General features: G+C 37.5%; 12 protein-coding genes and 1 tRNA gene. 9 read left to right on the plus strand and 4 right to left on the minus strand.

Going from position 1 to position 11,552, the window contains the following annotated elements; all coding sequences use genetic code 11:
* The first annotated feature begins 57 nt into the window (after window positions 1-57).
* From V7654_RS15575 to V7654_RS15600, 6 genes are all read left to right on the plus strand, one after another.
* A complete protein-coding gene (locus tag V7654_RS15575) occupies window positions 58-747 on the plus strand; it encodes an ABC transporter ATP-binding protein (RefSeq protein WP_335431481.1) in 690 nt (229 codons plus the stop codon).
* On the plus strand, window positions 744-2,093 hold the full coding sequence (locus tag V7654_RS15580; protein WP_335431482.1) for an ABC transporter permease: 1,350 nt from the start codon (window positions 744-746) through the stop codon (window positions 2,091-2,093). The genes V7654_RS15575 and V7654_RS15580 overlap by 4 nt, the downstream gene beginning before the upstream one ends.
* Window positions 2,094-2,282: 189 nt before the next feature.
* Complete coding sequence (locus V7654_RS15585) at window positions 2,283-3,194, plus strand: ABC transporter ATP-binding protein (RefSeq protein ID WP_335431483.1); 912 nt, start codon at window positions 2,283-2,285, stop codon at window positions 3,192-3,194.
* Entirely contained in the window at window positions 3,187-4,017 is an 831-nt protein-coding gene (locus V7654_RS15590) for an ABC transporter permease subunit (RefSeq protein ID WP_335431484.1), read from the plus strand. The genes V7654_RS15585 and V7654_RS15590 overlap by 8 nt, the downstream gene beginning before the upstream one ends.
* Before the next feature lie 76 nt (window positions 4,018-4,093).
* Window positions 4,094-4,441, plus strand: a complete 348-nt coding sequence (locus tag V7654_RS15595; protein ID WP_335431485.1) for a hypothetical protein — start codon at window positions 4,094-4,096, stop codon at window positions 4,439-4,441.
* Window positions 4,442-4,561: 120 nt separating this feature from the next.
* Window positions 4,562-5,920 (plus strand): amino acid permease, encoded by a 1,359-nt coding sequence (locus V7654_RS15600; RefSeq protein ID WP_335431486.1) that lies wholly within the window; start codon window positions 4,562-4,564, stop codon window positions 5,918-5,920.
* A gap of 178 nt (window positions 5,921-6,098) precedes the next feature.
* Here the strand turns inward: V7654_RS15600 and V7654_RS15605 are convergent, their stop codons facing one another.
* From V7654_RS15605 to V7654_RS15615, 3 genes are all read right to left on the minus strand, one after another.
* Complete coding sequence (locus V7654_RS15605) at window positions 6,099-6,743, minus strand: phosphatase PAP2 family protein (protein WP_335431487.1); 645 nt, start codon at window positions 6,741-6,743, stop codon at window positions 6,099-6,101.
* Between the two features lie 203 nt (window positions 6,744-6,946).
* Window positions 6,947-7,020 (minus strand) — tRNA-Arg (locus V7654_RS15610).
* Between the two features lie 123 nt (window positions 7,021-7,143).
* Window positions 7,144-7,956 (minus strand): YitT family protein, encoded by an 813-nt coding sequence (locus V7654_RS15615; RefSeq protein WP_335431488.1) that lies wholly within the window; start codon window positions 7,954-7,956, stop codon window positions 7,144-7,146.
* A gap of 229 nt (window positions 7,957-8,185) precedes the next feature.
* Between V7654_RS15615 and V7654_RS15620 the strand changes: the two genes are divergently transcribed.
* Both V7654_RS15620 and V7654_RS15625 read left to right on the plus strand, forming a co-directional pair.
* Window positions 8,186-8,443, plus strand: coding sequence for a DUF1292 domain-containing protein (locus V7654_RS15620; RefSeq protein WP_335431490.1), 258 nt, complete (start codon window positions 8,186-8,188; stop codon window positions 8,441-8,443).
* Window positions 8,444-8,553: 110 nt separating this feature from the next.
* On the plus strand, window positions 8,554-9,084 hold the full coding sequence (locus V7654_RS15625) for a GNAT family N-acetyltransferase (RefSeq protein ID WP_335431492.1): 531 nt from the start codon (window positions 8,554-8,556) through the stop codon (window positions 9,082-9,084).
* A gap of 39 nt (window positions 9,085-9,123) precedes the next feature.
* On the opposite strand, the gene V7654_RS15630 is transcribed toward V7654_RS15625, so the two are convergent.
* Window positions 9,124-10,017, minus strand: coding sequence for a YitT family protein (locus V7654_RS15630; RefSeq protein WP_335431493.1), 894 nt, complete (start codon window positions 10,015-10,017; stop codon window positions 9,124-9,126).
* Between the two features lie 207 nt (window positions 10,018-10,224).
* Between V7654_RS15630 and V7654_RS15635 the strand changes: the two genes are divergently transcribed.
* Window positions 10,225-11,370: a cation:proton antiporter gene (locus tag V7654_RS15635; protein ID WP_335431495.1), complete on the plus strand. Its 1,146-nt coding sequence runs from the start codon at window positions 10,225-10,227 to the stop codon at window positions 11,368-11,370.
* Window positions 11,371-11,552 lie beyond the last annotated feature (182 nt).

Here is an 11,552-nt window from a genome sequence, read left to right on the forward strand (position 1 = left end):
AAGCAACTGGAAATTCTTTATAAATATTCAATTTTTTAGAATAAAAAGGGGTGCCATATGATTTCGATCAAAAATTTAAGTCACGACTTTGAAATCGGGAAGAGAGGAAACAAAACAATCATTCCTGTACTACGGGATGTTACCTTCGAAGTGGGGAAAGGTGAAATTGTTACGATCGTTGGCCGCAGCGGCTCAGGAAAGTCCACGCTGCTCAATTTGGTCAGCGGGTTTATTCGACCAAAAGATGGTGAAATCATCATTGATGGTGTGGAAGCTTCCGCAATGAATGAATCAAAATTTGCCGACTTCAGAATTGAGAAACTTGGCTTCATTTTTCAAAGCTTTCAGCTAATTCCCAGCATGACAGCTTACCAAAATATAGAACTGCCTCTTATATTAAAAGGTATAAATGAAAATGAGCGAAAGAATCGGACCAACGAAATGCTGAAAATGGTTGGATTATCAGATTACCAGGATCATTACCCTGGGGAACTATCAGGTGGCCAGCAACAGAGGGTGAGCATTGCTCGAGCACTGGTCGTAAATCCGCCTATCATTTTGGCAGATGAACCTACTGGAAGCCTTGATTCTGAAACAGAAGAGGATTTATTGGAATTCATCATCAAACTGAACGAGGATTTTGGCATCACATTTTTAATCATAACTCATGATGAAAGGGTCGCCAGGATTGGGCATCGCACCATCGAATTAAGAGATGGACGTGTTTTAGAGGAGGCATTTGCATGAAGCTGAAGGATCAATTTCAATTCGTACAGCAAAATATGAAAAAGAACAAAACTCGACTTTTTATGACGATCCTTGCTACTGCCATGAGTGTTACATTCCTAATAGTGCTGGCATCCGTCGGATTTGGATTACATAAATCGATTGTAAAAGAAACGATGGAACGCAGAATCGTTACCGAAATAGAAGTTCATGGAAAAAAGGAAGAAAATGGGGAATATCGACAGCTGACGAACAAAGATGTTAGTGCCTTTGAGAAAATTGAAGATGTCAAGGCAGTCATCAGGCAAAAAAGGTTAGCACAGACACCGATGTATGAAGTAGAACAGCATCAAATTGCTGCAGAGACCGTTGTAGCTCATATGCCATCGGAAACAAAAGCGGGGCTTGAGCTTTCAGACGGCAAGCTGCCAGAGACTGAAAATGAAGTAATTGTTGGTTATCATTTTGTTCAGAGTCTTGTTCCTAAAGATGCAGATCCAGAAAATCTTTATGATGAAAAAGGAGAAGTTAAAAAAGAATCCCGTTATAAAGAAAGTCTAATAGGAAAAGAAATCACCATGAATGTTGTCAAACTTGAGGGAGATAAGGAAGTACAAAAACAACTGAAGGTTATTGTAGCAGGAATTCGTAAAAAGCCAACAAAGGAATGGATGTACGATAATAGTGTTTTCGTATCAGAAGGAATCCTATCACAAATTGAGAACTTCACAGGCACGCCTCGAGGAATGCTGAAAGATCCAAATAACCCAGATATGAAAGTTCCTGAAATTACGAATGACCAATATGATCTGGTCAAAGTTTATGCAAAGGACCTAGAGTCCGTTAAAGGAATCTCTGATACTATAGAGGATAAGAATTATGGAGTTTACTCCGTTGTAAATGAATTGAAAGAAGTAAATATCATGTTCACAATCGTCAAAACAGGACTAATTTTCATCGGCACAATAGCTGTCCTGATTGCTTCCATCGGCATATATAACACCATGACTATGGCTGTTACTGAAAGGGCACCCGACATTGGAATCATGAAAGCTATTGGGGCAAACCCAAAAACGATAAAGAAGATTTTCTTGCTCGAAAGCAGTTATATCGGCTTAGTAGGTGCAGCGATAGGTACCGTGGTGGCTTATATCATAAGTTTTGTGGTCAATTTCGCACTTCCTATGATTATCGAGCAAGCATTCGGCGAGAAACCGCCAGAAGGACTGATGTTCAGTTATATTCCTTTATCACTACCTATCATCAGTTTTATCATCTGCTATATCGTGACCATCCTTTCCGGCTTACGTCCAGCACAGCGTGCAACAAAAGTAGATGTATTACAAGCAATGAGAAGAGAACTTTAACTGCCAAGAACCAGTGAATGAATACTGGTTCTTCTTTTATTTCCCTTAGAAGGAAAATTTTATATGAATTTAACGATGAAATTGATAAAATCAATTAAGCTCATAATCTATTATTTTTTAAATAAATTTGAACGAAAATTTGTTTAATCCGTCTTATATTTAACAGCATTATTCAATGGAGGTAAGTGAATGGCAGGTAATATAATTGAACTTGATTCTGTATCAAAAAAGTTTGCTGAACAAATAGTCCTCAAAGATGTAACAATGAAGGTTAGGGAAGGGGAAATTGTTGGGTTATTAGGCCCTAATGGATCCGGAAAGACCACCATGATCCGGTTAATGAATGGTGTCATCACGCCTACAAGCGGCCGTCTCTCTGTATGCAGCATGGACCCTCAAAAAAATGGTGATGCAATCCGAAAAATCAGTGGGATTCTCACTGAAAACGCAGGCTTATATCATGAAATGTCTGGTATTGATAACCTGATCTTCTTCGCTAAGCTTTATGGTTTTTATGATAAAAAACAAATTGAAAGCCTGCTGGAGGAGTTCGAGCTTTCAGATCATCAGCATAAAAAGGTTGGCACTTATAGTACAGGGATGAAGCGCAGACTTGGGATTATCAAGGCCATCTTGCATCATCCAAAGCTTCTCTTTCTTGATGAGCCAACAAATGGATTAGACCCGGAAGGAATTAAGCTAGTCCTGAAATTTATAAAAGAGCTGAATGAGAAGCAAGGAACGACGATTTTTCTTTGTTCGCATATTTTGCATCAGCTTGAAAACGTATGCCAGCAATATTTATTCCTGAATGAAGGAAAAATCATTGAATCGGGGAGTTTACTTGAACTACAATCACGGCATGTAAGTCAGATTACCCTAAAAGTTGTGACAAACCTTAATCCTGTCGGAACTCAATATGGCGGCCATCCTGTCAAAAAGGTGGGCGTGAATACACTGCAATTCCTATTACCAACGAGGGAATCTATTTCTCCACTGCTTGAAAAGATCATTCAAAAATCATGGGTGCACCACGTAGAAATCGAAAATAACGATCTGGAATCGATTTACTTTAAGATTCGAGGTGACAAAAATGAATAAACGTTTGATTTGGCTTATTGCAACAAAAGATATAAAAGCAATTACAAGCTCTGTACAGGTATGGCTCGGTTTGATTTTACTACCTGTTATTTTTTCAGTCATCATTCCATTAGCATTTATTTTAGTTATAAAATATCTTCCTCTTTCTTCACCTGAGTTCACTGATTTGGTCGATAAAGTACTGAAGGGCTTGCAGGAAACGAAAGCGGGAGAATTCATCAGCAGCCTGCCAAGCATGAAGCACCAAATCATCTATGTGGTCATCAATTATATGTTCGGCTCCATCTTTTTGCTTATACCTTGTCTAAATGCGATGATGATTGCTTTACACAGCTTTGTCGGCGAAAAAGAAAGAAGAACGATGGAAACCTTGCTGTTTTCACCGATCACGGTAAAGGATTTATTTTTAGGAAAAGTACTGTCGGCATTTATTCCTGCCATCGGAATAACTTTACTAAGCTTCGTTTTGTTTGGAATTATCACGATTAGTCTTACTTTCGATATGTTTGGCTTTCTGATTTTCCCGAACGCAAACTGGCTGATTTTGATTCTATGGGTCGTACCTATGATTACAATCCTCACGATTCTAGTAAATGTCTTTGTATCCGCAAGAGCGAAAGGCTTTCAGGAAGCACAACAGCTTGGCGGACTTCTGATCCTTCCGATCATGGGACTTTTTGTTGGCCAGGCAACTGGATTTTTAGTCATGAAACCGGCCGTTCTATCACTAATTGGTTTGGTGCTGCTGATTTTAAATCTCGTGCTGTTAAAAATAATGACAAAATACAATGATCGCAATACATTATTTGAGCAGCAGATTTAAAACGATACAAGGTATGAATAGTTTGTCTAACAATGGAAAAATCTAATCCTATCTATGATCTACAGGGGGATAGGCTATGTCTGTTATTGTTATTCAAACATTTGAAATCAAGCAGGAAAATTTTCCTGCTGCAATTAAAAATTTACGGTTGATTCAAAGCTTCCGAAATGAACAGTATGATCATCGGATTGAATTGTTATCGCCGATTTCAGGGGAAGATCATACGTATGCATTAATCTCAACTTATGAAGGATTAGCGGAAATGGAACTGCAAAATAAAAAGATGTTTGAGGATGAAGAATACAAAAAGCTGATTGGCGAATTCTTCCTGGAAAATATCGTCCAAGGAAGCATGTACACTCAAATGTACAGGACAATGACAGGCCTTAAAAATAATTCAGATTCCGAAAAAAGCAAAAAATAAATTTGCAAAGTCGATTCTTTACGAGTCGGCTTTTTTTAATCATTAGTCAAATATAGAAGTTTCGTACATAAATAAACTTCAATTCTCGAATGATAATACGTGTTGAAGGAGGTAATGGGCTTGGATTTCTTTTTCCCATCAAGTAACTCTTGCAAAGGGTCTGCTCCTAAAGAAGGGGATTTAAAATGGTGGCAGCTTTCATTAATTGGAGTTGGATGTACGATAGGTACAGGTTTTTTTCTAGGGTCTGCCATTGGAATCAAAATAACTGGACCATCCATCGTACTTTCTTTTATTTTGGCAGCAATCGGAACTTATGTGGTCTATAATTTATTAGCTAAAATGACTGCAGTGGATCCGCAAGAAGGTTCCTTTTGCTATTATGCCAATCAAGCTTACGGAAAATGGGCTGGCTTCTGCTGCGGATGGAATTATTGGAGCTCAAATATCCTGATCATGGGAAGCCAATTAACAGCACTTTCGATATTAGCTCAATTTTGGTTTCCTAGAGTGCCTTTATGGATATTTGCATCGGGATTTGCGATATTGTCCATAGGAGTTGTACTAACCGGAAATAAAGGATTTGATAAGGTAGAGGATTTGTTTGCTATTGTTAAAACTGCAGCCATCATCATGTTTATTATAATTGCCATTGCGGCGCTCATGGGCTGGTTTAAGTTAGAACCGAAAGAACTGCTCATTCCAAAAGAACCTAATAAATTATTTATTGAAGGCTTTAAGGGGTTTTGGTCATCATTGATTTATGCATTCTACGCTTACGGCGGAATAGAAGTAATTGGCCTAATGGCGACAAGACTCAAGAAGAAGGAGGATGCGCCAAAAGCAGGGATCATCATGCTGATTTTATTAATGATCATATATGTTCTTGCTCTTGGACTTGCGGTAATCATGGCTTCACATGGTGCATTCAATGAAAAGGAAAGCCCCTTTGTTACAGCACTTGACCAATATCATCTCAGCTTCTTCCCACATGTTTTTAATGCAGCCATTATAATTGCTGGTTTTTCAACAATGACTGCCTCTTTATTCGGAGTGACCACATTGCTGGTTACACTTGCGAAAGATGGAGATGCACCAAATGTTTTTTCAAAAAAACTCGAAAAGTGGAAGCAACTCCCTTTGCCTTCACTATTACTTGCGGTTGTTGGATTAATTGCGTCCATTGTAACAGCACTGCTGCTGCCAGGAAAAATTTATGAGTATATCACTACTGCAGCCGGAATCTTGATTTTATACAATTGGGCATTTATCATCCTTTCCGCACTGAAATTATTGGAAATGAAAGCTTGGGGTAAATTCATTTCTTTCATAGGCATTGCATTGATTCTTGCCGCTGTAAGTGGAACACTAATGGAAAAAACCATCCGGATGGGTTTCTTCGTTAGTTTATTTGTGGTCGTTATAATCGGTATAATTTCTTTTGTTTTACAAAAAAAGATATGGATAAAAGAAAGTTGAGCATATCACATACTATTATTACAAGTATGTGGGAAGGGGTTTCGAGAGGTAATAAATAGAGGAATTCCACTTTCAGGAAAATCATCATCCTTATCAGTAGAATGCGATCATCAGCTGTAAACATTGACATTGTATAAAAGTAAAAAAAGGACCATCAAACCTGATGGCCCTTCTTTCGCTATTCTTTTAAATATATTGTATTGGTTTTCTCTGCAATTTTCAGTTCATAAAGTTCAAAAACAATTCCATAAATGAATGAGGTTAAGAACATCGAACCAAACATGTCGAGGATATAATGCTGTTTTACAAAAAGAGTAGAAACAATAATCAAAGAACCAATCACCGGTACAAAAACAGAATGAAATAAATGCTTATTCCGAATGTTAATATAGCCAAGAATGATAGCGAATGTCGTTAAAACATGGATGCTAGGAAACGCATTATAAGGCTGGTCATGACTATAAATCATTCGAACGAGGTTCGCTAACATTCCATCCCCGGACACATCTGGACGAGGCACTGTCGTTTGAAAATAAAAGTAAATCAGGAAACAAACTGATTCACCAATAACAATGACACTCAAAGTCTTGAGATAGACACTGATATCTTTATACCAAAAATAAATCAGGTAGCCCAAAATAAAAGCGTACCAGATAATATAGGGCAGTATGAACACAGGTAAAAAAGGAATCATAGTATCTATGTGTGTAGAAAGGATTACCGGATCACGAGGATTCGCATTTAAAAGTTTATATATTAATCCTAATGCTGGCATCACCAGCAAAAATAATAAATAAGGAATGTCTTTCATTTTAGCTCTCATATCATTTCCCCTTTAACTTAATTGGTCATGGTGTATAAATACCACAAACTATCAATCTTAATCCAAAAGAAGATCATAACACTTTTCAGATATATAAAACGCGAACACGATATTTCATCTATATAGACGACAAAATAAACACTTTAGTTCCAATTCCCCAAAAAATAAAGCCTTTCTCAAAAAGAGAAAGGCTTTATTTTTAGTGTCCCAGAGAGGATTCGAACCTCCGACCTACAGTTTAGGAAACTGTTGCTCTATCCTACTGAGCTACTGAGACATGATATAATTTTGACGACTCAATTATTATATGATGAAATGAAAAACATTACAAGATGAATTTTAGTGGAAAATGAAAAAACATTCAAGAAGAGTATATTTCTCCTTCTTGAATGTTTTTAGATTAATGTTGTTTTCTATGGAAAAGTCCCATTACCTCTAAAGTTTCAGTAATATTCACAAAGGCTTCCGGATCGATTTCTTCAATCAATGTTTTAACTTCGGTAAGCTCATAACGGGAGATTACTGTAATGATTACATTGCTTTTTTCGTTTGAGTAGCCACCAACTGAGTCGATGACTGTTACTCCTCGATAAACGTTCTTTAACAAATGCTGTTTTACTTCTTCACCTTTTTTGGTGATGATCATTAAGGTGAGTTTAACATGGTGGGTATGTACTTTGTCTATTACTTTACCAAGGACATAAATCGAAACAAGTGTATTTAATGCAGCGTCCCAGCTAAATAAAAATCCTGATAACAGAATAACGATCGAATTCATCGCGAATAACAAGGTGCCCATAGGGAAATCTTTTCGTCTTGCCAGAAGCATTCCGACTATATCGAAACCGCCAGAGGATCCCGATGAACGGAAGATAATTCCTATACCTAATCCAGCAATTGCACCACCAAATATAGAAGATAGTATTGCGTTTTCCGCAAGAGCAACAACCGGAATTAAATAAAGGGTTATTGAAATGGTTATAACTGAAAGGATTGTATAGAAAATAAATTTACGTCCTAATTTTAAATAGCCAAGGATCAGTAATGGCAGATTTAAAAGAAAATTAAATATACCTGTGTTAAAGGAGGTAAGCATAGATAAAATGATTGAAAGGCCACTTATGCCGCTGCTCATAATACTATGAGGAATTAGAAAAAGATTAAATGCGAATGAAACGATCGTAGATCCAATTACGATTCCTGCTGTTTTCACAAGCGTACCCTCCAAAAAACAAGTTCGTTAGGAATATTATATAGATGAAAAAAGAGAATTGAATTTAAAAGTTTATTTTAAATTAATGAACAATTTTGATTTAGCAAGCATGAGAGAAAAAACAACAGACAATTTATGTTTACCATTCTTCATGGCAATAATGTAATCTCTTTTCATAACAAAGAGAATGCAAGGGAAAATTATAATGATACTTGGAGGTGATGAATAATTGGATCAAGATTCAATCAGGGACCTAGTAACTGTCGTGGATGAAAATGGAATACAAAGGCAATATGAAGTAGAAGCACTATTTGAAATGAAAGGCGAATCATTTGCATTGCTCAGAGATCCAGAGGGCACTGTCCTGATGAAGGTAGAAGAAAAGGGAGACGAGCAGTATTTGGTTGGTTTGAATAACGACATAGAAAAAACTTATCTGCTTGAAGCCTATCAAATAGCTGTCAATGCTGCGCCAGCAGAAGAATGAATTCATTGGTCGTCCTTAAAGGGCGACTTTTTCTTTGAATTAGCAGGATATTTACTCCCTGGAAAAGAAATAAGTATTAAGAAAATAGAGTGATCATAACAGGAGGATGTATGGAATTTCCAGAATTAGAAACAAACCGTCTAATACTTAGAGAAATTAAGGAGGATGACGCAGAGGACCTATTTAAAAATTTCTCAGATGATCGAGTTATGCAGCACTATGGCTCCGAAAAGATGACTCAGATTGAAGAAACTGTTGGACTCATTCATTCATTTAAAATGAATTATATTGAAAATAAAGGATTCAGATGGGGAATTCAAATAAAGGGTCAAAGTCGATTGATTGGTACAGTAGGTTTTCATGCCTGGTCTTCAAAAAATAGGCGGGCTGAAATTGGCTATGAGCTCCATTCTGATTACTGGGGAAAGGGATATGCTCAGGAGTCCATAAGCAGGGCATTAGAATTTGGTTTGAATGAAATGGATTTAATGAGAATTGGTGCTGTTGTATTTCTCGAGAATGGTCAATCAAATGAATTACTTGTGAAATTGGGTTTCCAGAAGGAGGGTATTTTAAAGAACTACATAATTCAGAACGGGGTTTCATATGATACATATATTTATTCGAAGGTTAGAGGATAAAAGAAAGGAAAGATGCTCTCATGCATCTTTCCTTTTCCTTTAATGAATATTTTTCTTCTTAAACCTTCCCCCGCGGACTTCTGCGATGTTGCCGACTGCAAGGAAAGCTGAATCGTCAAGCTCTTCAACAATCGATTTTAACTTTGCTTCTTCAAGCCTTGTAATAACACAGAAAATGACTTTTTTGTCATCCCCCGTGTATGCTCCTTCACCATTCAAGTATGTAACCCCACGGCCCAGGCGTGCCAGGATCGCTTCGCCGATTTCCTTATGCTGTTCACTGATAATCCATGCTGCTTTTGATTCGTCCAATCCGGCCATCACAACATCAATCGTTTTAAACGCGATAAAATAAGTGAGGATGGAATACATTGCTCGATCCCATCCAAAGACGAAACCCGCTGTTCCAAAAATGAAGATATTAAAGAACATAATGATTTCACCTACTGAGAAAGGCAATTTTCTATTTGCCAGGATTGCTAATATCTCCGTTCCATCTAAAGACCCTCCATAGCGGATAACAATCCCTACACCTGAACCAAGGACGATGCCGCCAAAAACAGTAGCCAAAAGCAGATCTTCGGTAAATACAGGTACCTCGTGAAGGAAACTGGTGGTCAAGGATAACACCGTGATTCCTAAAAGGGTAGATAAGGCAAAGGTCTTTCCAATTTGTTTATAACCGATGAAAAAGAAAGGGATGTTCAGGATAAAGATAAAAAGGCCCAGACTCCATCCAGACAGATGAGACAGGATAATTGAAATCCCTACAATTCCACCATCAAGAATTCTGTTCGGGACAAGGAACTCCTCAATTCCAACTCCCATAAGAATCGCACCTAGTATGATAAAAAAGATTCTTTTAGCCAGTTTCGTTTTTGAAATGCCCTTATGCTGATATTGGACAAGAACTTGTTCTGGAATACTGTTCATTTTTTCCCCCTTAAATATTTCTATATTGGTAATCATGTGCTTAATTAGTACGTGATCTTACATTAATTTTATCATATTTTCTTGTTCCTAATCGAACTAAAGCTTGAGAGCAGGCAAACTATCAGTGTTGAATGTTAATAAAAAGGGTAGAAGAAAGGGAAGTTAATCTTAGGATTAATATAACTATTGAAAAGGTGTTGTTGCTTTTTGAACCTGACATTGGCCATCGGCCTCTTCCTGCTGGTTTTGTTTCTAATTGGCATCATCGGCATCAAAATTATTAAAATCCCTGATATATTATTATATATTTTGCTCGGCCTCGTTTTATCCACTTTTCTTGATGAATCCAAGGTTATAGAGGCAGCTGGAGAGATTGGTTTGGTTCTGTTATTTTTTCTGTTAGGGATGAAGTTCTCCGTCAACAGACTAGTTCGTAACAGCGGGAAAGTATGGAAGGGCGGTTTGCTTGATGCTGTTCTTGGGATCCTTGTAACAGCAGGAATAAGTTACCTTTTCGGCCTTGATTGGATTTCATCATTAATAGTAGGAGGGATTGTCTACGCGACAAGTTCTTCTATAACCGCTAAACTGCTTGAGGATAAAAACAGAACCGAAAATAAGGAATCTGAGTTTATGCTCCTTATTCTTGTTTTTGAAGATTTGATTGCACCCATTCTTGTTACTGTACTGATTGGCCTTACCGGGGAAGGTTTTACAGTAAAAGATTTCTTATTCATCATCCTGAAAATTGCTCTGCTAGCTGGAGTGGCTGTTTTCTTTGCTAGAGTAGCGTTCAAGAAAGCCGAACCGTTATTGAAGGAGATAAAGCAGGATGATATTTTCATCGTTTTAATCACAGGGATTGCTTTAACGTATGGTGGTATCGCCATGTTTCTGGGGTTATCTGAAGTAATAGGTGCATTCCTTGCAGGAATGATGCTTTCAGAGTTATCAATTAAGGATAAGGTTGAAAAAGTCGCTTTGCCAGTAAGGAATATTTTTCTTCCTTTCTTTTTCCTGAATTTCGGGCTCCATATTGAACTGACTACTGATATACCTCATGCTGGTTTACTTGCAGTCCTTATTCTCTGGTCATTGGTTCACAAGCTGATTGTCGGATATTTTGGCGGCCAATGGTATGGCCTGCCAAGGAGCTATTCTTTGAAAGCAGGTTTATCTTTGACACAGCGGGGAGAATTTTCAGTGATTATTGCGGCACTAGCTACTGGAGAATTAAAAATGTTTGCAAGCATCTATATTTTGGTGATTGCCTTTATCGGAACCATACTGTTCCAATTGGCACCGAAACTTAATAAATTAATTGTTGAAAAAGTGAAGGAGAAGACAGGCTAAAAATATATGGACTCTTTTCTAAATGATTGTGGTTTTGAAATGAATTTTATTAACAAATCATGACCTGAGCGGAAATTGCAAGGCTCCGGCGGGGCAGGTTCGAGGTAAAATGATCAGAAAATCTTCTTGGTTACCTAAAAGAACAGAAATCGGAAATAGAGGTCACCAATAAGGCCTCTTGG

The sequence above is a fragment of the Bacillus sp. JJ1609 genome, assembly GCF_036967045.1.
In the GTDB taxonomy this organism is placed as follows: Bacteria; Bacillota; Bacilli; order Bacillales; family Cytobacillaceae; genus Mesobacillus.

What these genes read in the sequence shown, in the direction of transcription:
- V7654_RS15575 (WP_335431481.1), top strand. Translation starts at nt 58, where the DNA reads ATGATTTCGATCAAAAATTTAAGTCACGACTTTGAAATCGGGAAGAGA.
- V7654_RS15580 (WP_335431482.1), top strand. Translation starts at nt 744, where the DNA reads ATGAAGCTGAAGGATCAATTTCAATTCGTACAGCAAAATATGAAAAAG.
- V7654_RS15585 (WP_335431483.1), top strand. Translation starts at nt 2,283, where the DNA reads ATGGCAGGTAATATAATTGAACTTGATTCTGTATCAAAAAAGTTTGCT.
- V7654_RS15590 (WP_335431484.1), top strand. Translation starts at nt 3,187, where the DNA reads ATGAATAAACGTTTGATTTGGCTTATTGCAACAAAAGATATAAAAGCA.
- V7654_RS15595 (WP_335431485.1), top strand. Translation starts at nt 4,094, where the DNA reads ATGTCTGTTATTGTTATTCAAACATTTGAAATCAAGCAGGAAAATTTT.
- V7654_RS15605 (WP_335431487.1), bottom strand. Translation starts at nt 6,743, where the DNA reads ATGAGAGCTAAAATGAAAGACATTCCTTATTTATTATTTTTGCTGGTG.
- V7654_RS15625 (WP_335431492.1), top strand. Translation starts at nt 8,554, where the DNA reads ATGGAATTTCCAGAATTAGAAACAAACCGTCTAATACTTAGAGAAATT.
- V7654_RS15630 (WP_335431493.1), bottom strand. Translation starts at nt 10,017, where the DNA reads ATGAACAGTATTCCAGAACAAGTTCTTGTCCAATATCAGCATAAGGGC.